General features: G+C 40.5%; 22 protein-coding genes, 1 tRNA gene and 2 pseudogenes. 18 read left to right on the top strand and 7 right to left on the bottom strand.

Annotation, left to right across the window (positions count from 1 at the left end; translation table 11 throughout):
• Positions 1-241: 241 nt before the first annotated feature.
• A pseudogene (locus tag Aba26S_RS16260) lies at positions 242-1,389 on the top strand (catalase family protein).
• A gap of 25 nt (positions 1,390-1,414) precedes the next feature.
• Here the strand turns inward: Aba26S_RS16260 and Aba26S_RS16255 are convergent.
• Both Aba26S_RS16255 and Aba26S_RS16250 read right to left on the bottom strand, forming a co-directional pair.
• The gene (locus tag Aba26S_RS16255; protein WP_005240994.1) at positions 1,415-1,816 is read right to left on the bottom strand and encodes a hypothetical protein; all 402 of its coding nucleotides are present in this window, start codon (positions 1,814-1,816) and stop codon (positions 1,415-1,417) included.
• Positions 1,817-2,232: 416 nt separating this feature from the next.
• Positions 2,233-2,309, bottom strand: a tRNA-Ile gene (locus Aba26S_RS16250).
• Between the two features lie 279 nt (positions 2,310-2,588).
• Here Aba26S_RS16250 and Aba26S_RS16245 point away from each other — a divergent pair.
• Together Aba26S_RS16245 and Aba26S_RS16240 are read left to right on the top strand one after the other, a co-directional pair.
• Positions 2,589-3,134, top strand: coding sequence for a 1-acyl-sn-glycerol-3-phosphate acyltransferase (locus Aba26S_RS16245; protein ID WP_005240993.1), 546 nt, complete (start codon positions 2,589-2,591; stop codon positions 3,132-3,134).
• Between the two features lie 142 nt (positions 3,135-3,276).
• A complete protein-coding gene (locus tag Aba26S_RS16240) occupies positions 3,277-4,026 on the top strand; it encodes a YebC/PmpR family DNA-binding transcriptional regulator (protein ID WP_005240991.1) in 750 nt (249 codons plus the stop codon).
• Between the two features lie 44 nt (positions 4,027-4,070).
• Here the strand turns inward: Aba26S_RS16240 and Aba26S_RS16235 are convergent, their stop codons facing one another.
• The gene (locus Aba26S_RS16235) at positions 4,071-4,541 is read right to left on the bottom strand and encodes an Lrp/AsnC family transcriptional regulator (protein WP_004661600.1); all 471 of its coding nucleotides are present in this window, start codon (positions 4,539-4,541) and stop codon (positions 4,071-4,073) included.
• Positions 4,542-4,999: 458 nt separating this feature from the next.
• Complete coding sequence (locus Aba26S_RS16230) at positions 5,000-5,770, bottom strand: glutathione S-transferase family protein (RefSeq protein WP_043973518.1); 771 nt, start codon at positions 5,768-5,770, stop codon at positions 5,000-5,002.
• Positions 5,771-6,128: 358 nt separating this feature from the next.
• Between Aba26S_RS16230 and Aba26S_RS16225 the strand changes: the two genes are divergently transcribed.
• From Aba26S_RS16225 to ychF, 7 genes are all read left to right on the top strand, one after another.
• Positions 6,129-7,340 (top strand): SfnB family sulfur acquisition oxidoreductase, encoded by a 1,212-nt coding sequence (locus Aba26S_RS16225; RefSeq protein ID WP_005240986.1) that lies wholly within the window; start codon positions 6,129-6,131, stop codon positions 7,338-7,340.
• Between the two features lie 10 nt (positions 7,341-7,350).
• Positions 7,351-8,574 carry an SfnB family sulfur acquisition oxidoreductase gene (locus tag Aba26S_RS16220; RefSeq protein ID WP_043973516.1) on the top strand — a complete coding sequence of 408 codons (1,224 nt, stop codon included), beginning with the start codon at positions 7,351-7,353 and terminating at the stop codon, positions 8,572-8,574.
• Positions 8,574-9,986: an LLM class flavin-dependent oxidoreductase gene (locus tag Aba26S_RS16215; RefSeq protein ID WP_043973514.1), complete on the top strand. Its 1,413-nt coding sequence runs from the start codon at positions 8,574-8,576 to the stop codon at positions 9,984-9,986. The genes Aba26S_RS16220 and Aba26S_RS16215 overlap by 1 nt, the downstream gene beginning before the upstream one ends.
• Positions 9,987-10,021: 35 nt before the next feature.
• Positions 10,022-10,852 carry a MetQ/NlpA family ABC transporter substrate-binding protein gene (locus Aba26S_RS16210; protein ID WP_043973512.1) on the top strand — a complete coding sequence of 277 codons (831 nt, stop codon included), beginning with the start codon at positions 10,022-10,024 and terminating at the stop codon, positions 10,850-10,852.
• 11 nt (positions 10,853-10,863) lie between these two features.
• Complete coding sequence (locus tag Aba26S_RS16205) at positions 10,864-11,934, top strand: methionine ABC transporter ATP-binding protein (RefSeq protein WP_043973509.1); 1,071 nt, start codon at positions 10,864-10,866, stop codon at positions 11,932-11,934.
• Positions 11,915-12,574, top strand: a complete 660-nt coding sequence (locus Aba26S_RS16200; RefSeq protein WP_043973508.1) for a methionine ABC transporter permease — start codon at positions 11,915-11,917, stop codon at positions 12,572-12,574. The genes Aba26S_RS16205 and Aba26S_RS16200 overlap by 20 nt, the downstream gene beginning before the upstream one ends.
• Before the next feature lie 99 nt (positions 12,575-12,673).
• Positions 12,674-13,765 (top strand): redox-regulated ATPase YchF, encoded by a 1,092-nt coding sequence (gene ychF / locus Aba26S_RS16195; protein WP_005271118.1) that lies wholly within the window; start codon positions 12,674-12,676, stop codon positions 13,763-13,765.
• 82 nt (positions 13,766-13,847) lie between these two features.
• On the opposite strand, the gene Aba26S_RS16190 is transcribed toward ychF, so the two are convergent.
• Positions 13,848-14,381, bottom strand: coding sequence for a DUF962 domain-containing protein (locus Aba26S_RS16190; RefSeq protein WP_043973506.1), 534 nt, complete (start codon positions 14,379-14,381; stop codon positions 13,848-13,850).
• A 106-nt stretch (positions 14,382-14,487) separates the two neighbouring features.
• On the opposite strand from Aba26S_RS16190, the gene Aba26S_RS16185 reads away from it, so the two are divergent.
• Positions 14,488-15,195 (top strand): Crp/Fnr family transcriptional regulator, encoded by a 708-nt coding sequence (locus Aba26S_RS16185; RefSeq protein WP_043973504.1) that lies wholly within the window; start codon positions 14,488-14,490, stop codon positions 15,193-15,195.
• A 209-nt stretch (positions 15,196-15,404) separates the two neighbouring features.
• The gene (locus Aba26S_RS16180; protein ID WP_043973501.1) at positions 15,405-15,722 is read left to right on the top strand and encodes a hypothetical protein; all 318 of its coding nucleotides are present in this window, start codon (positions 15,405-15,407) and stop codon (positions 15,720-15,722) included.
• A gap of 60 nt (positions 15,723-15,782) precedes the next feature.
• On the opposite strand, the gene Aba26S_RS16175 is transcribed toward Aba26S_RS16180, so the two are convergent.
• Positions 15,783-16,247 (bottom strand): hypothetical protein, encoded by a 465-nt coding sequence (locus Aba26S_RS16175; protein ID WP_081408458.1) that lies wholly within the window; start codon positions 16,245-16,247, stop codon positions 15,783-15,785.
• A gap of 187 nt (positions 16,248-16,434) precedes the next feature.
• Here Aba26S_RS16175 and Aba26S_RS16170 point away from each other — a divergent pair.
• From Aba26S_RS16170 to dapC, 4 genes and pseudogenes are all read left to right on the top strand, one after another.
• Positions 16,435-16,823 (top strand): annotated as a pseudogene (locus Aba26S_RS16170) (tautomerase family protein).
• A 122-nt stretch (positions 16,824-16,945) separates the two neighbouring features.
• Positions 16,946-18,163, top strand: coding sequence for a formate-dependent phosphoribosylglycinamide formyltransferase (purT, locus tag Aba26S_RS16165; protein WP_171248952.1), 1,218 nt, complete (start codon positions 16,946-16,948; stop codon positions 18,161-18,163).
• 71 nt (positions 18,164-18,234) lie between these two features.
• Complete coding sequence (glnD, locus tag Aba26S_RS16160; protein ID WP_043973494.1) at positions 18,235-20,898, top strand: [protein-PII] uridylyltransferase; 2,664 nt, start codon at positions 18,235-18,237, stop codon at positions 20,896-20,898.
• A 25-nt stretch (positions 20,899-20,923) separates the two neighbouring features.
• A complete protein-coding gene (dapC, locus tag Aba26S_RS16155) occupies positions 20,924-22,093 on the top strand; it encodes a succinyldiaminopimelate transaminase (protein ID WP_043973492.1) in 1,170 nt (389 codons plus the stop codon).
• Between the two features lie 69 nt (positions 22,094-22,162).
• Here dapC and Aba26S_RS16150 read toward each other — a convergent pair whose 3' ends face one another.
• Complete coding sequence (locus Aba26S_RS16150; protein ID WP_043973490.1) at positions 22,163-22,780, bottom strand: LysE family translocator; 618 nt, start codon at positions 22,778-22,780, stop codon at positions 22,163-22,165.
• Positions 22,781-22,932: 152 nt separating this feature from the next.
• On the opposite strand from Aba26S_RS16150, the gene Aba26S_RS16145 reads away from it, so the two are divergent.
• The gene (locus tag Aba26S_RS16145) at positions 22,933-23,385 is read left to right on the top strand and encodes an Lrp/AsnC family transcriptional regulator (protein ID WP_005240958.1); all 453 of its coding nucleotides are present in this window, start codon (positions 22,933-22,935) and stop codon (positions 23,383-23,385) included.
• Between the two features lie 182 nt (positions 23,386-23,567).
• On the top strand, positions 23,568-24,758 hold the full coding sequence (locus Aba26S_RS16140) for an efflux RND transporter periplasmic adaptor subunit (protein ID WP_043973488.1): 1,191 nt from the start codon (positions 23,568-23,570) through the stop codon (positions 24,756-24,758).
• Positions 24,759-24,812 lie beyond the last annotated feature (54 nt).

Raw genomic sequence — 24,812 nt, 5'->3', positions numbered from 1 at the left:
TAATGTACAGCCAAATTTTAAATTTTCATCCTGCTAACTACGCCAACCCAAGAAAAATTTTTTAAATAATGCAAAATTATTTCACACATACTAGAGAACATATCTTGACCACCTAAAATATTTTCTATAATTTTTTGATTGATGAGAAAACTTTAAAATAATTTAGCATCTTCTTTCTCCCCAAATACCTGCAATACGTATAGGTACATTGCTTAACGGTTTTATGCTCAGGAGCATATTTATGTCAGATTTTATCTCTTTGATACGTTTTAGTTTACTACTTACAATAACACCTATACTGATTAGTACAAGTGGCTGTGCTCATCACCTATCATCACAAAGTTTAGCCAATCCTCATAAAATCCCTTATCCAAGCATTGATACAGCATTGGGTGAAAAACTACAACCAAACGAAAATATTCTGGCTCAACAAATATCTGAACAAATTGAACAGCATATTCGTAAACAATACATTGCAGGACAGGCTCTGCGAGACGCACACCCTAAAGCTCATGGGTGTGTTCGTGCAGAATTCCATGTTTTAAAATCATTACCGACAAACTTAACACAAGGCATTTTTATACCAGATAAAACTTATTCAGCATGGATTCGTTTTTCCAATGCATCAGGAGATGCCACACAAGCTGATGATAAGAATGATGCACGAGGCATGGCGATCAAAATTCTCGATGTTTCTGGTAAAAAGATTTTGGAAAATGATGATCAAGCAATGACGCAAGACTTTATTATGATTAATCATCCAGTATTTTTTGTGAACGATCCTCAGCGCTACTTATCTTTTATAAAGGATGTGAATAGCAAAAGTATGTTCAAAAAATTACAGATCCCTTTGCTTTAGGCTTTCAAGGAACATTCAATGCCGTTAAAGCCAATAATTCGAAAATTTCCAATCCACTACAAGCCAGATATTGGTCAATGGTACCTTATCAGCTAGGATTAGGTGACAAGCGACAAGCCGTAAAATATTCAGCAAGGCCCTGTACTCCGTCCTTAACTTCCATACCTAACCATCCTAGTCATGATTTTTTAAGAATTGCACTTCGAAATAGTTTAGAAAAAGATGAGGCGTGTATGGAGTTTCTTATACAGCCGAGAACCTCCAACAAAATGCTTATAGAAGATTCCATGACTGAATGGAAAGAATCGCAAGCCCCTTTTTATCAAGTTGCAACAATCCATATACCTAAACAGGTTTTTGACACTCCTGATCAAAATACATTTTGTGAAAATCTTTCTTTTACGCCGTGGCATTCTCTCCCTGAGCATAAACCCTTAGGCGCGATCAATCGATTACGTAAAGTGATTTACGAAAAGATTAGTACCGTTCGACATGAAATGAATGCTGTGCAAAGAAAGGAGCCGCTATAAACCATACGATTCATCAATAATGCAACTATTCAAAAATATAAACTTTGCGCTGACCATCTACTGAAAATATACATTTTCCTTTAAACTCTTGAGCATTACCTAAGTGATTCTCAGCGCAGAATTCTAAATAAAGGTAAATATCTCCACTATTTTGATTTATATAATAATTATTCCCTACATTATCATGAAAACTAACGGTCTTTTTCTTTGCAACATTAGAAATTACTAATTTTTTGCAATTTTCAATCAGCTTTTCCTTATTTAAGTTAATTTCAGAGTGACGAATAAAAGAAGAGCTTTTACTCAAATCTCGCTCATTATCTTGATTGTTATTCTCAACTATATATGGATCTAAATTCGCGACAATATTAGAGTCATTGCTCTTATACTCATCAAAACTTTCACACCCCAACAAACCTAGTATCATGGTGAAAGCTAAGACATTCTTCACTTAAATAATCTATAAAATTAAAAAGTGTAAGATAGCAAAAATAATCTGATATAGCAAAATAAAATACATCCAGTGCTAATAAACTAAATCCGCTGGAGTTCTGTTTTAAATTTTAATTAAACCCTTAAAAATCTTGACTCTATTTTATGAAATTAATAACTTTATTTTAGAGATTCTTGATATGAACTAGCTTGCTTATACAATGAAAATCACTCAAAAACTCGAATACAATTTTATCTTTTTAATTCAATCATTTCACTTATCCATTATTTTCTAAATGATTAGAGTATTCAGATAATCTAGCTGTATTTTTTGATGTCAAAGTACCACTTGCGTGGATTTTAATATTAAAAAACCACTTAGGATTAGTACACCTAAGTGGTTGTTTTATATGGTGGGCCCACCGTGACTTGAACACGGGACCAACGGATTATGAGTCCGCTGCTCTAACCAACTGAGCTATAGGCCCTAAACTTGAATCATATTGTGTATATGATGAATACTGCCTGATCTTAGTTAAATTTAACTTAAATTACAAGCAGATGATTTTATCAAATTACCAAAATAATGTTAAAAATCATAAACTGCGCTGATTCTATCTGATCTCCCCAGCTTGAGTAAAGATCTTAATGTGCTATTTTGATCATTAATAAGCCATCTAAATTTCTTTTTATCTGGTATTTTCGGATATGTATTTTCCTGAAAAGTCGTATTACACTGCTGCAATTCAAAGCCTATGATGACAAACATGAAAAAATTTTTAGGAAAATCTATTTTTAAAGCAACAGGTTGGGAATACAAGGTTGATCCGGCCATTTTAGAAAAGAAACAAGTCATTATCGGCTTCGAACATACTTCCAATTTAGATACCATTCTATCACTCGCATTATTTGAAATTTTAGAGTTAAAAATTCATACCTTAATCAAGAAAGAATTGTTTAAAGGTCCATTAAAACCAATTTTAGAACGTTTGGGTGGCATCCCTGTTGACCGTAAAGCCAACAAAGATATTGTCACGCAAATGGTTGAACTATTTAATCAAAATGACAGTTTTAATCTGGTAATTGCACCTGAAGCAACGCGTGCCAAAGATAGTGAAGTACGTAACCCCATTCGTACGGGTTTCTGGCATATCGCCAAAGCTGCCAATGTGCCCATTATTTTAATGTATGCCAATGCACGTACCAAGAAAGGCGGCATTCTAGGGAAAATTTATCCAAGCGATCTACAATCAGATCTAGAAAAGATCAAAGTACTTTATGCCGAATACGACATAGACGTCAAAATTAGCTAATTGATTCAATCTATTTGATCAATCTTTGACGCCTGATCAGGATTTTAAAGTTTGAATATGAGCGATGCTAGTTTTCAACAAAACCATCGCTATGCTAATATTCCTGCACTTTTTTTAAGTTTTATTTTTTGGAGTTACTTCCATGGCGGGTCATTCTAAATGGGCCAATATTAAGCATCGTAAAGCTAAACAAGATGCCAGTCGCGGTAAAGTTTTTACTAAATATATCCGTGAAATCGTAACCGCTGCACGTTTGGGCGGGCCAGATGCTGCAAGCAACCCACGTTTACGTGCTGTTGTTGAAAAAGCACTTTCTGTGAATATGACACGCGATACCATCAATCGTGCGATTCAGCGTGGCGCTGGTGGCGAAGATAACGATGATTTAAAAGAAGTCACCTATGAAGGTTATGGTGTTGGTGGTGTTGCGGTTATCGTTGAGACCATGACCGATAACTTAAACCGTACTGTACCAGATGTCCGTCATTGCTTCTCTAAAACCAATGGCAACTTGGGTACCAATGGTTCAGTGGCTTACCTATTCACCAAGCGTGGCGAAATTTCTTTTGAAGATGTTTCTTTGGAAGACAAAGTCATGGAAGTTGCTTTAGAAGCAGGTGCTGACGATATCGAGATTGATGAAGATACGATCTTAGTTATCACGAGTCCTGAAAGTTTTGGTGATGTCCAAGATGCGCTTACAGCTGCAGGTTTAAAATCTGACAATGCCGAAGTTGTAATGAGCCCATCGACTAAAGCTGAAATCAATGATATCGATCAAGCTAAACAAATCATGAAAATGATTGATATGCTTGAAGATCTTGACGATGTTCAAAACGTTTATACCAACGTTGAATTCTCTGAAGATGTATTAACGCAACTTGATGCTTAAGCCACTCAGACGAATAAAAAAATGCATCTTTTTAGATGCATTTTTTATAGCTTATTTAAAAGTTTATAGCAGTTAAATACGTTGTATTCTTTAATCACAAAACTTGAATGCAGTGCAACCACACTGTCTATTTTACCAATACGGCGTAATAGAATTTCACTATAGTCATCCATATTACGTGCCACTAATTCCAAAATAAAATCAGCACTCTGCCCCGTTACGAGAAAGGCATTGGTCACTTCTGGAATATCTTCGATTTCTTGTAAGAACTTATCAAAGGTTTCACTGTCGTGTTTGCTCAATGAAACCTGTAACAGAATATGTAAACTAAAACCGAGTTTATTAAAATTAATTTCTCGTTTCAATTGCCCCATTACTTGGGATTCAATCAAGTTCTTAATCCGACGATGCACTGAACTCACCGAAAGATTGATGCGTTCTGATAGTTCATTCAGATTGACATCTTCATGGGTTAAAATTTCAAGAATTTGTTTATCAAAACGATCCAATTCCATTCTACAGTTCTCACTCTGAATTTATGTTTTTATCGGAACTGCTCACTCAGTAATTTTTAAGGGTCAAGGGAAAACATTCGTTTAACTTTTGACAATGCTGCATGGATAACGCAAACATGATTCCGATAAACTTTTGATTTATCTCTGTCTCAAAGCCGAAACAAGACCTTTTGAGCAACTGTTCAACTGATCTCCCAATAGTTGAACAACTCGTTTCGATCCCCATCACACCCTGAAACATAAGATAACAAAGCCTTTTTATAATTATTTCCCTCTTTTCAGTTTTTTTAAAGTAAATTTGGCAATAATTTCTAATATTTTCTGCTTAAAACGAATTTTCTTTTAAAAATTAATTTTATTCATTAATAATTTTTTACTTTATTGGTCATTTTTCTATTTTATTTCCCATAAAAAAGCCCCAATTCAACAATCAGGGCTTTTTTAACTCAAAAAATCATTTATAAACCGCGCCAATCGACACGTGCGTTTCGTTCAGTGGCATAAATACGCTGTACATATTGTCCAATCGGCAAATCAGATAAATAATCATGATATTGTTTCAATTCGCCATTAAATTGCTCATTATCATCATTCTCCAATTCCCACGGTGTGCCTTTAATCACCAATAACGGCGCAAGAATAGAACAAACAGCTATATCGGCCAAGCCCAGACGATCACCGACCATATAACGGCCTTGATTATCGATCAAACGCTGGTTGAGATCGGTAATCAACTCCGTCATACGTAGTTTGGACTGCGCCACTTTTTCAGGACTCAGTTTATAGTTGGTCGACACCAGACTTTTTAATATTGGTTTAGAAATCTTTTCAAACTGACGTAAATAACCTTGCTCACCCATCATGATTTCAAGCGGATGATCACCCACTGACAACGCATGTGCCAATGACCAGCGACGAACATGGACACCAAGTTCATCAGTCAATTTGTCGATTTCTAAAGCTTGCTCGCGCAACTGTTCATCCCGTCTAAGCAAAGCATGCTCAGGATAGGTACTATCCAGATATAAAGCGATTTGTGTTGAATCGGCTATCCAGTGTTTATCATCTTTCAACATCGGCAATAAGTATTGCCCAGATTTCAGATAGGTAAAAGCACGATGAAAACCAGGAATTAAATTATGTGCCACATAGTCCAATTCCTTATGATCTAACAACCAGCGAGCTTTTTCACAATAGTGAGACAAAGGAAATTGGTATAAAACCCGCATAGACTCTCCAAATTTATTTTTCTACTCAATCAAACCGAAGGTTTTCCTTACTGTAGAAGTAAAAATGAATGAATACAATGTCCTTTTTGCTCGATCTTTCATAATTTCAGCGAGTTTGCTTTATAAATATTCGTGGTGAGATTATTCCTTTATTTCATAGAAAAAGACTTTTCGCATTGATTAATATAGAAACAGCAGCCTTAAACCTATGTTTTTAATAAATATTTAATATCTACTTTTCTGTTATTTTTCTCATAATAAATGCTTAGGAATTATTGTGATATACAAGCCATAACTGATGGTTTAGTGGAAAAGTAAAACTTTTGTAAAGTCTCTCTTATCTATTAGAGGTGCTCACATGTCCAGTAATCAATCAGTGATTCAAGCTCAAACACAACTGATTTCAAATGATCAGCAGGCCATCAATGCTGCCTATCAAGTTGCTGACTTTGCATTAGAAGATCGAAATAATCGTGATCAAAATCGGGTTTTGCCCACAGAACAAATTATTCAGTTTAGCCAAAAGGGGCTTGGTGGAATTCGTGTGCCACAACAATATGGCGGTGCTTTTGTCTCGAATAAAACCTTGGCACATGTGTTTCGTATTTTAAGTAAAGCCGATGCCAACGTTGGACAAATCCCACAAAACCAGTTCGGACTATTAAATTTTATTAATATCACAGGTTCAGATGCGCAAAAACAGTTTATTTACGCTGAAATACTCGCAGGAAAACGCCTTGCCAATGGTGGGCCTGAAAAAAATTCTAGAGATACCAAAGCCATCCAAACCACTTTAAGGTTGGAAAATGGTCAATACTTCTTAAACGGGGAAAAATTCTACTCAACTGGAACCAGCTTTGCAGACTGGCTTGCGATTCGAGCACTTCATCCAGATGGTTATATCGTATTGACTCTGGTTGACCGTCATGCCGATGGTGTTGAAGTGATTAATGACTGGAATGGCTTTGGTCAACGTACTACAGCCAGCGGAACAGTTAAACTTCATAACGTCATTGCCGATCCGTCCTTATTTTTTGATGAGCGTATTATTGCAGATACCCCCAACGTTCGCGGTGCGTATTCTCAACTTCTTCAAGTTGCCATTGATGTCGGAATTGCTGAAGCAGCCTTTGATGACACTTTATCCAGCATTCGTAAAGCACGCCCAATTATTGATGCAGGTGTAGAAAAAGCCAGTGAAGAACATTACACCCTACAAGAAGTTGGCAAACTCAATATCTTGCTCGATGCGGCCATATTATTACTCGATGATGCTGCCGAATATCTGGATGAACTGGATCAACTTACAGAAATCTCTGCCGAACAAGCCGCACGTGCGTCTATTTTAGTAGCAGAAGCGAAGATTTATGCCAATGACGCCGCCCTACATATCTCCGAAAAGCTACTCGAACTTGGTGGAAGCCGTGCCAGCCTGAGCCAACATAATCTTGATCAACACTGGCGCAATGCTCGTGTGCATACCCTACATGATCCTGTGCGTTGGAAATTCCATGCCATCGGTGACTATTACCTCAATGGTACCCACCCTGCCCGCCATGCTTGGATTTAAGGAGTACATCATGACCTCATACCAAGAATTACAAGGTTTTGCCAAAACCCATTTAAAAGCGGCTCACATTATTGAAAACGATGCTGAAGCCTTGGACATTGCCACACAACTGAGTCAGCAGTTTAAACAAGCTGCTGTTGAACGTGATGTCAATCGCAACTTGCCATTTACTGAAATCGAAGCCTATAGTCAATCAGGTTTATGGGCGATTACTGTACCTAAACAGTATGGTGGTGCAGAAGTTTCCAGCCTAACCGTCGCTAAAGTGATTGCGCTGTTTAGTGGTGCGGATGGTTCGATTGGACAAATTCCACAAAATCACTTCTATGCACTGGAAGTATTACGAAATACAGGCACAGAAGCGCAAAAGAAACGTCTTTATCACGAAGTATTACAGGGTGCACGTTTTGGCAATGCCTTAGCTGAATTTAAAACCCGCACTTCTGCACATAAACAAACCACCATAATCCCAAGCGAAAACGGTTATCTGATTCAGGGAGAAAAGTTTTATTGCACGGGTAGCTTGTTTGCACATCGTATTCCTACCCTAGTGGTTGATGAAAAGGGTAATGAGTTTCTGGCTTTTGTACAACGCGACAGTCAAGGCTTAGAACTGATTGATGACTGGTCTGGCTTTGGGCAACGCACCACAGGCAGCGGCACAGTTAAGTTTAATCAGGTCTTTGTTGCCAAAGAGGATGTGATTCCTTTTGATACTGCCTTTAAGCAACTGTCTTTGGTTGGCCCATTTGCTCAAATTATGCATGCTGCGATTGAAGTCGGCATTGCTCGTGCTGCCTTTGAGGAAACATTGGAGCGTGTGCGTGTTGCCCGCCCTTGGATTGATGCCAATATTGATTCCGCCACACAAGACCCTTTAACCCTGTCTGAGCTGGGTCGTATCGCAACCGATGTCAAAGCCAGCGAATTACTCCTCAAACAGGCAGCTCTATCCGTCGATAAAGCAAAACAGGATCTCAATGCAGAGAGCTTAGCTAAAGCCTCAATTGATGTGGCAAAAGTCCGTGCGCATAGTACCGAAACTGCCTTAAAAGCCTCCTCTAAACTGATTGAATTGGCCGGCAGTCGTGGCAGTCAACGTGCTGATGGTCTGGATCGGCATTGGCGTAATGCACGGGTTCATACCCTGCACGATGCTGCACGCTGGAAATATTACTTCATTGGTAATTATGTGTTGAATGGCATTCTGCCACCACGTCGGGGGACTTTATAATGAGTCAAAACCTGCCGAAGAAAATTTTACTGAACGCCTTTGATATGAATTGTGTCGGTCATATTAATCATGGCTTATGGACGCATCCGCGTGATCAATCACATCGATTTAATGAACTCAATTATTGGACTGAGTTAGCCCAAACGCTGGAACAAGGTCTTTTTGATGGTTTATTCCTTGCGGATATTACAGGGGTTTATGATGTCTATCAGAATGGGATTGAGCTGACTCTAAAAGAGTCCATTCAACTGCCAAGCCATGATCCTTCTACCCTGATTTCGGCCATGGCCTTGGTCACGCAGAATTTAAGCTTTGGTATCACGGTCAATCTTAGCTATGAGCAGCCCTATCAATTTGCACGGCGATTTGCCAGTCTGGATCATTTAACTCAAGGTCGTTTGGGCTGGAATATTGTCACAGGCTATCTGGACAGTGCTGAACGCTTAATTGGGCAAAAAGGCTTGAAAGATCATGATGCGCGTTATGATCAGGCCGAGGAGTTTTTACAGCTTTGCTATCAATATTGGGAAGGCTCTTGGGAAAATGACGCCTTAAAGAAAGATAAGCAACAGCGTATTTTTACCGATCCAAATAAAGTCCACTCGATCAATCATCAAGGCCAATATTACCAAAGCCAAGGAGTGTTTCAGGTTGCGCCATCGCTACAGCGTACCCCAACACTCTTCCAAGCAGGTGCATCACCGAAAGGTCTGCAATTTGCCACACGTCATGCGGAATGTATTTTTATTGGTGGTGATCAACCTGAAAAGATTCGTCAGCAAGTCAATAAAATACGCTTACAAGCAATACAGCAAGGTCGTGATGAAAATGCGATTAAAATCTTTGTCGGCATCACCGTGGTGGTCGCTGAAACACATGAGCTTGCTCAAGAGAAACTGGCTGAATATCGCCAATATGCCAGCCCAGAAGCAGGTTTAGCGCATTATGCCAGTTCAGTCGGCATTGATCTTGCCAAGTTTGCAGATGATGAAGCGATTCCTTATCAAAAGAGCAATAGCATTGCTTCCGTCAATGAGAAGTTTAAAGAACAGCGCATCAGCAAGAATGACTTAAAAGCGCAACATGTGCTGGGTGGACGTTATCCGCTGATTGTCGGGAGTGCTACAGAAGTTGCGGAATATCTGATTGAGCTACTCGATCAAACGGGCATTGATGGTTTTAACCTGACTCGTACCGTTGCACCTGAATCTCATCATGATTTTATTCGACTGGTGATTCCAGAGTTACAGCAGCGTGGACGTTATAAAACAGAATATGCCACAGGCTCATTACGCAATAAACTGTTTGCGCAAGGCGATCATTTAGCTGCAAGTCATCCTGCTGATCAGTTTCGATGTAGAACGCATAACAACACACATGACTTAAAAACCATTGAAGAAATTAGTGCTTAGCATTTAAACATTTAAGAATAGAATTGGAGAAATATATGGCTCAAACAGCCTCTAAAAAATGGTTGGGTATTGGCCTTGTCGTTGTTGTTGCGATTATTGCCTTATTGATTTGGAATAAGCAAAGACAGAACCACAGCAGTGAACTGGTGATTGGGATTAGTCCGTCTTTTGCACATCCGTTACAAGTCGCTGCGGATGAAGCCAAACAGCAAGGTTTAAATGTCAAATTGGTCGAGTTTTCCGATTGGAATACGCCGAACATTACGCTAAATCATGGTGATATTGATGCCAACTTTTTCCAGCATCAGCCCTTCTTGGACAATGCCATTAAAGAAACAGGCTTTAAATTAAAATCATTTGCGGCAGGTGCAGCATCGCATGTCGGACTGTATTCAAAAAAATATAAAAGTTTTGATGAACTGCCGAATGGTGCAACTGTTGCGATTCCGAATGATCCTGTCAATCAAGGGCGTGCTTTATTGCTATTGCAACAAGCCAAGTTGATTGAACTGAAAGATAGTAATAATCACCTTTCTGCACTGAAAGACATTACTGCAAATCCGAAGAACCTGAAATTTACCGAAGTTGAAGGCCCACAAACTGCACGTGCCATTGATGATGTTGATCTGGCATTTGGCTATCCACATTACCTACGTCTAGCCAAAACAGCTGATCCTGAAAGTGCGTTATTGTTTGATGACAATACCAATAAGCGTTATGCGATTTTATTTGTGGTGCGTGATAACTATCAGGATAAAGACAGCAAACTACAGAAGTTTGTCGAGATTTATCAAAATTCACCGAAAGTCAAAGCGGCCTTGGATAGCGATTTTGGTCCAACGTTGTGGTTCCCTGGCTGGAAATAAGGAGAACAATCATGGTGAGTTTTGGTGCACAGGTTGATTTTTCAGTCCCGCATCTGAAAATACGCGGTTTAAATAAGTTTTATGATGTACAGGGCCAACGCTTACATGCCTTAAAAGACATTAATATCGATATTCCCAAAGCACAGATTGTTGGGATTATCGGGAAAAGCGGTGCAGGTAAATCCTCCCTGCTGCGTACCTTAAATGGTCTGGAGTCGATTGATACAGGCAGTATTTTAATTCATCAGCAAAATATTGCTGAACTCAGCCATGCCGAGTTGATCAAAACTCGGCAGAAAATTGGCATGATTTTTCAGCATTTTAATCTAATGTCTGCAAAAACCGTATGGGAAAATGTGGCGCTACCGCTACGTATCGCCGGTTATAACAAGACCGAAATTGAGCAACGGGTCAATGATGTACTGACGCTGGTTGGATTAGCAGCAAAGCGAGAGGATTACCCTGCTCAACTCTCTGGTGGGCAGAAGCAACGTGTGGGCATTGCCCGTGCCTTGGTTTCTCAGCCTGAAATTCTGCTCTGTGATGAAGCAACTTCGGCACTGGATCCTGAAAGTACTGCCAATATTCTGTCGTTGTTAAAGCAGATCAATCAGGACCTCGGTTTAACCATTGTCTTGATCACTCATGAGATGCAAGTCATTCAAGAGATTTGTGATCAGGTGATCGTGATTGATCAAGGTGAGATTATTGAGTCTGGGCAAGTCTGGTCGGTATTTTCCAATCCGCAACAACAGATCACTCAGGAATTACTCAATTTTGAGCAGGTAAATTTACCTTTTGAACTGAGTCAAACCATTCTGCCTGAGAGTACACATCAGATTTTAAAACTGAAATATGTCAGTGAATCGAAAACGGTGCCTGATTTATATGAACTGTTGGATGATTTTAATAGCCCCGTTCAGGTCTATCACAGTCAGATAGATAGCATTCAGCAGCGTATCATCGGCTCACTGATCATCGGGATTCGCAATCTCGACTTTGATCTCAACCACTCACAATTTGAAAAACATCCTGCAATAACACAACTTGAGGTGATCGGTTATGTACAATCAACTCATTGATCTGTTACTGACAGGCACGACCGATACTTTAATCATGGTCGGTGTCTCTGCGATTCTCGCCTTTTTGATTGGTCTGCCAATTGCTTTAATTCTAGTGAGTACTGCTGATTTTGGGATTTATCCTTCTAAGAAAATCAATCAGTCATTGGGCTGGGTCATCAACATCACACGATCCGTGCCCTTCCTGATTTTAATGGTGGCATTGATTCCATTTACCCGCTGGATTGTTGGTACTAGCTATGGCGTATTGGCTGCAATTGTACCCTTAACCATTGCCGCAATTCCGTTCTTTGCTCGTATTGCTGAAGTCAGTCTACGGGAAGTCGATCAAGGTTTGATTGAAGCCGCACAAGCAATGGGCTGTAACCGCAAGCAGATTCTTTGGCATGTATTGCTTCCTGAAGCTTTACCAGGGATTGTTGCAGGCTTTACCGTGACCATTGTCACCATGATCAGCTCCTCTGCTATTGCCGGTGCCATTGGTGCAGGTGGTTTGGGCGATATTGCTTATCGTTACGGCTATCAACGTTTTGATATGCAAGTGATGCTGGCGGTAATTTTAGTACTGATTGTTTTGGTGATGTTGGTACAAGTCACAGGCGATAATATTGCCAAACAACTGGATAAACGCAAAGTTTAAGTCCGAAATAAAAATCCGCACGCGCCATGACCTGACTTTGTCATGGCTTTCATGTAAAATCAGCAGCAATTTTTAAATAACACATTTGTGAGTGGTTTCATGGGTTTTAATTGCGGTATTGTTGGTCTGCCAAACGTAGGTAAATCTACATTATTTAATGCATTAACAAAGGCAGCGATTGCGGCTGAAAACTTTCCGTTCTGTACCATTGAACCAAACACAGGCATTGTCCCTGTTCCAGATCCACGCCTAGATAAACTTACAGCAATTGTTAAACCGCAACGTGTTATTCCAACTACGATGGAATTTGTTGATATCGCAGGTTTGGTTGCTGGTGCATCTAAAGGTGAAGGCTTGGGTAACCAATTCCTTGCCAATATCCGTGAAACAGATGCAATTGCCCACGTGGTTCGTTGTTTCGAAGATGAAAACGTGATTCACGTAAATGGTAAAATTGATCCTTTAGATGATATCGCGACCATCAACACTGAACTTGCACTTGCTGACCTTGATACCGTTGCCAAAGCATTGTTACGTTTGACTAAAGCGGCGAAAGGTGGCGATAAAGAAGCACTTGCAACTAAAGCTGTATTAGAAAAAATCCAACCTTTGCTTGATGAAGGTAAACCAGCACGTGCCGCTGACCTTTCTGATGACGAACGTAAGGCAGTTCGCGGTTTTGGTTTAATGACACTTAAACCAACCATGTATATTGCAAACGTTGCAGAAGATGGTTTTGAAAATAACCCGCATCTTGAAGCAGTTAAAAAACTTGCTGCTGAAGAAAATGCAATTGTTGTACCACTTTGCAACCAGATCGAAGCTGAGATTTCATTATTAGAAGATGAAGACCGTGCTGAATTCTTGGAAGCGATGGGCATGGAAGAACCAGGTCTAAACGTCGTGATTCGTGCAGGTTATAGCTTACTTGGCTTACAGACATACTTCACTGCGGGTGTACAAGAAGTTCGTGCTTGGACGGTTAAAGTCGGTGCGACTGCGCCACAAGCAGCTGGTGTGATTCATACTGACTTCGAAAAAGGCTTTATCCGTGCTGAATGTGTTGCTTATGATGACTTCATTCAATACAACGGTGAAAGTGGTGCTAAAGAAGCTGGTAAATGGCGTTTAGAAGGTAAAACCTATATCGTTCAAGATGGCGACGTATTACACTTCCGTTTTAATGTATAAATCAGTTTTTTGATTTCCAAACCGCCAATAAGGATCTTATTGGCGGTTTTTTATTATCAAGAATTTAATCTTTTAAAATGGCTTACGAAACTGTTTGTGGCTTCATATCCATTTCAGCACGTTTCATTTGTGCCTCTTTTAAAATGCGCTGATGTAACGGCTTACGGAATCCAAGTAAAAAGACAAACTCAGCCAATACAAATAATGGTCCAATCGCTAGACCAATCACATCATCGACAAAGGCTGGTTTTTTCTTCTCGAAATAATGCCCCACGAACTGAAACACCCAGCCTACCACAAAAATACCGATACTGGTCCCTAACCAACTCCACATTGGTAAAGCCGCAATTTTCACAGCCAGTGGATATAACAAGGCCAATAAAGCCAGCATCAAAAGACCGAATAGCTTATCGAGTGAAAGATAATAGATTGTACTTAATACAATTAGCACCGATGCCAATGTGACTGAAACACTGGAAATTTCTATACCCGCACGTGCGGTTAAACATAGAATAGAAAAAACAATTAAAGGAATCCCCACAAAATGGGTCACAATATTATTTCGATCTAAGTGATAAGCCGCATATTGGCTGAGTAGACGTTCCAAATTTGTCATTTCTCATTCCTCATCTCATGTGTTTATACTGTTAATCTATAAGAAATATTGCAGTGAAGTTGTCATGTAGCTGACAAATGGACTTATTTTTAATCAAGGAACAGCCGTGTTAGATCGTGTTTATATTCAACATTTGCAGCAAAATTCATGGTTTAGTCATCTGGCAGAACCCTTTCAGAACTTTATCATTCAACATGGCAAAAAGCATATCGTTGAAAAAAATGCGGCGGTGTTTAAGGCTCAAGATATTTTTGACGGTGTTTACGGAGTACTGGAAGGTTCTATTAGCTTGGGTTATATCGATGTCAATGGCAATGAAGCGATTGCTGCAATTGCTGAACCGATCATGTGGTTTGGTGAAATTTCTCTGATCGACCAGCAACCTCGCTCGCATGATGCGATCGCCCTGAAAAAAAGTGTCGTCTTAAAAATCCCCGCACAGCCACTGAATGATTTTTTGCTTAAAAATCCGTATTACTGGTATTACTTCGCCTTGCTGACCAGCCAAAAATTACGCTATGTGTTTTTAGAGCAAATCGCAATTCAAACCCAAAGCATTAGCCAACGTCTGGCACAACGCTTACTGTTTATTTTAGAAGGCTATGGTAACCGCGCTCAGATTCAGGATTTTAGTATCCAAATCTCTCAAGACCAATTGGCCAATATGCTGACAATCTCCCGACAGACTGTAAATCAGGAACTCAATTTATTTGAAAAACAGGGTATCATTCGTCTCGGTTTTAAAAAAATTGAAGTAATTGATATAGTTCGACTGAGACAATTAGCAGCAGTGGGATATATAAAAGAGCACTAGCAGCATGTGATTTGTATTATTTTTAAACAGACCTGTGAGCTAAATTGGTCAATATCGCGTTAATCTTAAAGCTAAATTAAAAGAAAAAATCTCACTATAAAATGATACTTACAAATTAAAATATGTCACAAAATTATTGTGCTTTTTCCTTATAAACTCATCTAAATTAAGGCTAAGCACTATCGCTTACTAAAATGTAGAATACAATCATGAGAAAAATCGCAACTATTCTAACAGCAGGCTTATTTACAGTATTAAGTGCTAGCGCATTTGCCTGCCCGAAAGGAAGTCAAATCCAAGGTGGTACAGGACCAAATCATAAAGGTGGAAAATGTGTTGCAACTGGTGTCGTGAAAACCAAAAAAGAAACAACTAAAGCAACCACTACAGCAAAACAAGAAGCGGTTAAAACCAAAGATACAACCAAGCATGAAGCGATGAAGGCTACGACAGATACTAAAAAAGCAGCGAGTACCACAACGACTCAAGTGAAACAAGATGCAGCTAAAACCGTTAAAACCCATTAAGTTTTAGCAATAGCTTTAACCACTAAAAAGCGAGATTATTGATCTCGCTTTTTTTTATTCTCATTTTGGCGAGGTATTCCCCAAGGCAGGATTATCAATCGCATCTTTACATTGCGCTTTATCACGTTCGTAATCAGCCTGTTTTTGTGCTGACCCATTGCCATTATCTTTTACATCACGCGCCCATGTATCCAGACTGGTCAGTGCTTTACGGCAAAGTGCATATTTTCCTTCGGTTACCGAGTCAGTCATTTTAACGTTGATTCGCCAATCGGTACTGAGCTGACGCAAAGGTTTTCTGACTTTTTCTTCAATCTCGGCAGTCTGTTTATTGTAAACAATCGAATCGATGTTATTAATCAACATCCATGCCGCATTGGCATAGGTTGTTGCATCATTATTCAGTTTCGGCGCAGGTTTGATTTCGACCTTTTCTTTTGGTTCAGTACTTGAGTTTCCACAAGCAGCCAATAAAAAAGTACTGCATATCACGATTGCAGCTACACGAAAGTTTGGATTAGACATATCAAATTGCCGATGAAACATTTGGCCATTATGCTAGTCAATTTGGGAATAATTCTCAATGCTTGTTACTTATTTACTCAGCAGTATACCTTTTATGCTAAACAATTGATTTTATATTCTTGTTCAGCATAAAGTCAGACTTACTCATATATAAAAAATTAAAACTTCAAGAAGGAAGAAAACCAGCATGTCACACATCAAGATTTATGCCTTGCAGTCCACGATTGAGCAGTTTAGACCTCAACTTTCACATGCAATCCATCAGGCTTTGGTTGAAAGCTTAAATTATCCTATGGAAAAGAAATTTCAGCGTTTTATTGCTTTAGCTACAGAAAACTTTATTTATCCCAGTGATCGTAGTCAGCACTACCTTATTATCGAAATTTCGATGTTTGAAGGTAGAAGCATCGAAGCAAAAAAAGCTTGATCCAAAGCATTTTCAGCAATATTGAGCAACAATGCGGGATTTCACCCCAAGACATTGAAATCACAATTTTTGAAACACCAAAATGCAATTGGGGAATCCGTGGTCAAAATGCGGATGAATTACAGCTCAATTATCAGGTCAATGTTTAAACAGACAAATACCCTCCTAAGTGCTATTTTTTTGTCTAACAAAAACCATGTTTTTTTGTGATATACGGGCTTAATTCAGCACAAAGTTCTGCTATGCTTAAACACAAATTACTCAGGATAGGATCATTCGCATGAGCGTCACTCTTGGAACTCCACTTCAATCTTCTGCATTTAAGGTTTTACTGTTAGGTTCTGGAGAGCTTGGTAAAGAAGTTGTGATTTCTTTGCAGCGCTTAGGTGTAGAAGTTCATGCTGCAGATCGTTATGATCATGCACCTGCCATGCAAGTTGCACATTATGCCTACACCCTGAATATGGCAGATCCAACCGAATTAAAACAATTAATTGAAAACATAAAACCGAATTTGATCGTTCCCGAAATTGAAGCGATTGCTACTGAAGTTTTAATTGAAATTGAACAAAGCCAAACTGCAACGGTAATTCCCTCGGCTAAAGCAGTCAATCTCACCATGAATCGTGAAGGGATTCGCCGTTTAGCTGCTGAAGAACTTGGCTTACCTACCTCTGCTTATCGCTTCGCGAATACACTGGAAAGCTTCCGCGCAGCCTGTGATGACATTGGTTATCCAAACTTTGTAAAACCCGTGATGTCTTCTTCAGGTAAAGGCCAATCTCGCGTTAAGAGTTTTGATGAGGTGGATGCGGCCTGGGACTACGCAATGCAAGGTGGTCGGGTTAATCAAGGTACAGTAATTATTGAGTCACAGATTGATTTTGATTTTGAAATTACCCTGCTCACAGTCCGCGCCAAAAATCCAGAAACAGGTGAAATCGAAACACATTTTTGTGATCCGATCGGACACCGTCAAGATGCTGGTGACTATGTCGAGAGCTGGCAGCCCCAAGCCATGACGCCTGTTGCGTTACAAGAATCAAAACGGATTGCAAATAAGGTCACAGTTGCGTTAGGTGGTTGTGGTATCTTCGGGGTAGAACTGTTTATCAAAGGCGATAAAGTCTGGTTTAGCGAAGTCTCGCCACGCCCACATGATACGGGTTTAGTGACTTTAGCTTCACAATTCCAGAGCGAATTTGAATTACATGCACGTGCAATTCTCGGTCTGCCTGTCAATACAGCACGTCATAGTATCGCTGCAAGTGCAGTGATTTATGCAGGTGTAGATGCCAAGAACCTGAGTTTCACTGGCTTGAATCTTGCATTAGCTAATCCCAACACTGATCTACGTCTATTTGGTAAACCTGAAGGCTTTAAACGCCGCCGTATGGGTGTCGCAACAGCTCGTGCTGAAACAACCGATCTTGCACGTGAATTAGCACAGCATGCCGCAGACCAAGTGAGTGTACAAACCAACGCTTAAGATGACCTTAGGTTATTATCATCACAACTTCCCCTCTTTTTTAGAGGGGCTTTGATAGAAGACTCAGCTTTATGATCAAGACCTCTCCTTTGTTGAACTACGTCACCAGTCTTCATGATATTCAAGCGATTAACCAATGGCGTACGGATGTAGAAAAGCAATTACAGGAGAGTTATGAAAATGGACAACCCATTCGTGATGTAATTGGTGCGCGTTCAAATTCGATTGATGAAGCCTTGATCTTCCTTTGGAACCACGCAGGCCTAGATCAAACTGAATTGGGTTTATTTGCAGTCGGTGGCTATGGCCGCCATGAGATGCTGCCTTATTCTGATACCGATATCATGATTTTATCTGAGGATGAAATCAGTGAAGAACAAGAAAAACTGATCTCGACCTTTATTTCATCGTTATGGGATGTCGGTAATTTCAAACCCGGCATCAGCGTCCGTACCATTCAGAACTGTGTCGAACAAGCCATTAATGACTTAACTGTTGCCACCACCTTGATTGAAGCCCGTCTCATTACAGGCAATCAACAATTAGCCAAATGGCCACGCCGTATTGTTGCGCAAACATGGACGGATCAAACCTTCTATGATGCCAAAATGGCAGAACAAGCCAAACGCTATGCACAACACAATAATACTGAGAGTAATTTAGAGCCTGATATCAAAAATGCACCGGGTGGTATTCGCGATATCAACCAAATCGGCTGGATCGCCAAACGTCATTTCCGTGTCAATCGCATCTATGATTTAGTCCATTTAGGCTTTATTACTGAGTTTGAATTGGGTGTACTGGAAGAAGCGGAAAGTTTCTTATGGGAAATTCGTACCCACTTACACCGTTTAGCCAAACGCGATGAAAATCGTCTGTTGTTTGAATATCAACGTGATATCGCAGCAAAGTTTGGCTATGTGCGTGAAGAAGGTCAGCCTGTTAATTTTGCCGTTGAACAGTTCATGAAGCGCTACTATCGTACTGCGCAGCAAGTTTCAACGCTGAATGAAATGCTACTCGCCTATTTCAATGAATCGGTGATTACCCCACGTCTGCCTGATTATGAACGTCATATCATCGACATCAATGAGCGTTTTAAAATTGTCGATGGCAAATTGGCTGTTCAGCATCACAAAGTCTTTTCAGAAGAACCAATTGCCATCTTAGAATTGTTCTATCTGTTGGCTAACCGTCCTGAAATTACTGGGATTCGCGCCCGTACCTTGCGTCTGCTTGTGCTTGCAGCCAAACGGATTGACCAGCGCTTCCGTAATAATCCAGAACATCAAGCTTTGTTTATGTCGATTATTCGCTCACCTCATTTATATGACACCATGGTAGCGATGAAGCGTTATGGCGTGTTGGGCAATTACATTCCTGCTTTTGGGCAAATTACTGGATTAATGCAATACGACCTATTCCATATTTATACGGTCGATGCACATACGCTCCTATTACTGCGTAATTTAAGTCGCTTTAAAGAACCCGAATTTGCCAAAGAATTTCCTGTGGTTAGCTCTGTGTTTCAGCGTATCTCTCGCCATGACATCGTCTATATGGCCGCGATTTTCCATGACATTGCCAAAGGTCGTGGTGGTGATCACAGTGAACTGGGGGCACTGGATGCAATTGAATTCTGTCGTACCCATGGATTTACCGAACGTGAATGCAAACTGGTTGCATGGCTGATTAACAATCACCTGCTAATGTCCCTTACCGCACAGAAAAAAGATATTTCCGACCCAGATGAAGTCAGAGACTTTGCTGAAAAAGTCGGGGACATGGAGCATCTTGATTATCTCTATGCCCTGACGGTGGCCGATATTAACGCGACCAATCCAAAACTTTGGAATACATGGCGTGCATCACTCATGCGTCAGCTGTATACCTATGCACGTGATGTGATTCGTTCAGGCTTGGGCCGTCCAGTTGATTATCAAATGCTGATTGAAGATACCAAATTTGCTGCAAGTGAACTCTTGGTCAATGACTTCTCTCTGGCTGAAGTAGAGAAAGTCTGGCAAGAACTAGGCGATGAATACTTTGTCAAAGAATCCGCCAATGAAATTGCATGGCATACCCAAGCGATTTTACAACACGGCGATAATCCAGAACCTTTGGTATTATTACGTGCACATCGTAATGCGGCCGATGATGCGGTTCAGATCTTTATCTATACCCGTGATCAACCAAACTTGTTTGCCACCACGGTTGCGGTACTGGATCGTATGAACCTTGATGTTCAGGATGCACGCATTATCACTGCTTCAACCTCATTCAGCTTAGATACCTACCTGGTGCTTGACCGTTTTGGTACTTTACTAACTGACCCAGATCGCGAACGCAAAGTGAAAGCCGCTTTGGTTGATGCATTAAGCCATTCGGATCAATATCCAGGGATCATGCAACGCCGTATCCCCCGTCATTTGCGTCATTTTGATGTGCAAAATACCGTGGATATTGTCTTGAACCCGACGTTACAGCAACATATGGTTGAAATTTCGACCCTTGACCATCCGGGCCTACTGGCACGTATTGGGGGGTTATTCATGTTGCAAGGTTTGGACATTCATTCTGCAAGAATTGCCACGCTGGGTGAACGTGCGGAAGATATTTTCTTTGTCACCAAGAAAAATGGTGTCTTGCTCAGCGATGAAGAAGTGAAAACTTTTGCGGAAAGCTTAAAAGCCGCTTTAGATGAAGCCTCGAATCAAATTTGTAATCCATCTTGAATTTTATTGTTTGGTAACTGTTTAAATGAACTCTAGCTTGTCGTTATTGCATCCCTATCCTTTTGAAAAGTTAAATCAACTATTTAAAGATGTGCAACCTGCCAATTTACCTTTGATTCCTTTATCGATTGGTGAGCCTAAACATCCAGCCCCAGAGTTCGTTAAACAAGCGATTATTGATAATTTTGCCCACTTATCAACCTACCCAAACAGTAAAGGCCTGCCTGAGTTGCGTCAAAGTATTGCACAGTGGCTCACCAATCGCTTCAAGTTGAATCATATTAGTGCAGAGGATCATATTCTGCCTGTTTCTGGTACACGTGAAGGGATCTTCTCTTTTGTACAGGCCTTGATTAAACGTGAAGATGCACCCTATGTGGTGATGCCAAATCCGTTTTATCAGATCTATGAAGGTGCAGCCCTGCTTGCAGGTGCAAAACCCTATTTCATTAACTGTACCGAAGAAAATGGTTACCTCGGTGACTTTGATGCAGTCCCTGCGGAAGTCTGGGAAAAAACAGCATTACTGTTTGTGTGTACCCCAGGCAACCCAACAGGAACGGTTCTGTCAAAAGAGCAGTTTAAAAAACTGATTGCACTATCTGACCAATACGGTTTCGTGATTGCATCGGATGAATGCTATTCAGAACTTTGGTTTGATCAAGCACCGATTGGGCTTTTAGAAGTGTGTGCCGAAATGGGTCGTGATGATTATAAGAATTGCATCGTTTTCCATTCCCTGTCTAAACGTTCAAACTTACCGGGCATGCGTTCTGGTTTTGTTGCGGGTGATGCAGCCCTGTTAAAGCCATATTTGCAATACCGTACCTATCACGGCGCTGCAATGCCAGTACAAAATCAACTGGCTTCGATTGCAGCATGGAATGACGAAGCGCATGTTGAAGAAAATCGTCAACAGTACCGTGCAAAGTTTGATTTATTCCAGTCTGAACTTGGTCATCTATTGCCATTACAAAAACCAGATGCAGGTTTCTATTATTGGTTAAAAGTGGACAACGATGAGACTTTTGCCAAAATGCTGATGGAAAAAGCGCATATCAAGGTTTTACCAGGTCGTTATTTGTCAAGAGATACTGAACAAGGCAATCCCGGTGAAGGTCATGTCAGAATGGCCTTAGTGGCTGATTTAGCACAATGTGAAGAAGTGGTCAAACGCCTGAAAGCCATCCTTTAAATTAAAAAATCCCCGAACATTCGGGGATTTTTTCTAGGGAACTTACAGCGATTAAAGCACCCTACTGTATCAAACCTGCCCAATAAGCAAGAGGGTAGCAATCAAAACCATTAATCCCCCAGAAATACGGCTAACCCGTTTCACTGCCAGCGGTCGCGTTCTCAGTATTCTTTTAGCTGCAATCCCGACCAGTACATACACTACAGCACAACTGAGTAAATGAACCATCCCCAACAAAATAATCTGGGTTGTCGGTGAAAATGCCATTTTAGGATGAATAAAGGGGGGTAATAAAGCAAAAAATAGCAATAACACTTTTGGGTTTAAACCACTAATACCAACCCCTTTAATTAACCATGAACGTGCAGAATCTAAAGATTGTGTTGTATTACTCTCAGTAGAAATAGTGGCAGGATGCATAAATAGCCGCACTCCCATCCAGAATAAATAACAAGCCCCCATGACTGTCATTACAGTGAGTAAAATCGGGTAATGTTGTACCAATGCACCGACCCCCGCAGCAACACATAAAATTGCCATGAGATGCCCGAGCACCAAGCCTGTGACCGCATTTAAAACAAACTGCCCTCGAACACCTGCAAGAATGGCATATGCCCAATCCGCACCAGGTGTTAAAACGAATAAAATCGAAACACACCAAAACGCAAAAATCACACTGAGTTCCATTAGCAACGCCCTTCTCAATTCATAAATGCTATTTTCAACAGCCTTTTTTTTCACCGTTCGGTGAAGATTGTTGAGAAAGGATATGCTTTAATGAAGAAAATGTTATTCTAAATACTTCTACATCTTCAAAGCCCTAAGGGAGATTCTTCTAAATGGATCGCATTGATAAGAAAATTATTGCTGAACTACAAGCAAATGGGCGATTATCTATCACAGAGCTGGCCGAAAGAATCGGTTTAAGTCTGTCTCCCTGCCACCGTCGCGTCAAAGCACTTGAAGAAACAGGAGTCATTAAAGGCTATCATGCCGATTTGGAAGCCTCAAAAATTGGGCTTAATTTCTCAGCCATTATCTTTGTCACCTTAAAAGACGGCGATAAAAAAGCCCTTTCTGCTTTTGAAGAAAAAGTTATTGAAATTGCCAATGTGATTCAGGCACAACGTTTATTTGGAAATCCAGATTATTTATTGCATGTGGTTGCTAAAGACTTGGCCAGTTTCCAAAAACTCTACGATGACAGCCTCTCTGCATTACCCAATGTTCAACGTTTGACCTCAACCATTGTCATGAAAAATGTGGTCTCCAATCGTTTACTGCCTCTTTAAGCATTAATGATCATTTGGGGTAGAATAAAAAGTTCGGGATTGAAACAATTCACACTTTTCCTAAGCTGAAAAGTCATAAACATAAGCGACTTTATTAATTTTTTTATCTGCTTAATCTCTCTTGACCAACTGCTGAAATCTTCGTCTATACTTAGCCATCAAAACTTGATGACTATGGAAAGATGACTTCTCACACTCCCAAGAAAATAAAGAAAAAGGGTTGGCTGATTTTAGCAATCGTTATTGTACTTATTATTGCTATCATCATTCTTTGGCAGACTGGGGCGACTAAAAAAACAACAGATACTGGACCACAAAAAGGTAGCACTACAACGACACAGAAAGCGGCCTTGACCGTTACCGTAGCCCAACCTGAGCTACAAAACTGGAAACAGACCTTGACTGCAAATGGCAACATCGCTGCTTGGCAAGAAGTCGTCATTGGCAGTGAGCTCTCAGGCCAACGTCTGACCCATGTCAACGTCAATGTAGGTGATGAAGTCAAACGCGGTCAGGTCTTAGCAGAAATTAACAGTGACACCATTCGCGCCGACCTCGCTGTAGCCAAAGCAAGTTATGCAGAAGCGCAAGCTGTGCTGAGTGATGCCATCACCCATAATAAACGTATCCAGCAACTCAAAAATACTGGGGCAATTTCAGCTCAGGAATCCACCCAATACCAAACCTCTCAGGCCACGGCACAAGCACGTCTTGATGCAGCTAAAGCTCAGATCGAAAGCAATCAATTACGCCTAGCCCAAACCCAAGTGATTTCACCTGATAATGGCGTGATTTCAGCGCGTACAGCAACTGTTGGTGCTTTAGCTCAAACAGGACAAGAACTGTTTCGTCTCATTCGCAATCATCGTCTGGAATGGCGTGCAGAAGTCACGACGTCTGATTTATACAAACTCCAGCAAGGGATGGCAGCACATATTGTTTCACCAGATCCAGCACAGCCCGCAGTTATCGGCAAAGTAAGAATGATTGCACCTGTCATCGATCCACAAACCCGTTACGGGCTGGTCTATGTGGATATTCCAACCACACAGGCAGTCCGGATGGGTATGTTTGTCAAAGGTGAGTTTGATTTAGGCCAAAAACCAGCAACAACCATTCCTCAAACCGCCCTACTGTTACGTGATGGTTTTTCATATGTGTTTATTGTTGCGAATAACAATCGTGTAAGCCAACAAAAGGTTGCCGTTGGTCGTCGTCTTGGTGATCGCGTCGAAATCCTGAATTTAGCCCCGAATGTCAAAGTGGTTTCGTCAGGCACTGGCTTCCTGACAGATGGAGATCTCGTCAACATCGTCAAAGAGATTCCAGACACCCCATTAAGCAAACAGCTTGTGACTGTACAGGAGAAATAAGATGAATTTCTCCGCTTGGTCAATCCGAAATCCTATTCCTGGCATTTTTATTTA

Source organism: Acinetobacter sp. NBRC 110496, assembly GCF_000876115.1.
In the GTDB taxonomy this organism is placed as follows: domain Bacteria; phylum Pseudomonadota; class Gammaproteobacteria; order Pseudomonadales; family Moraxellaceae; genus Acinetobacter.
This window is presented reverse-complemented; position numbering and strand designations above follow the sequence as displayed.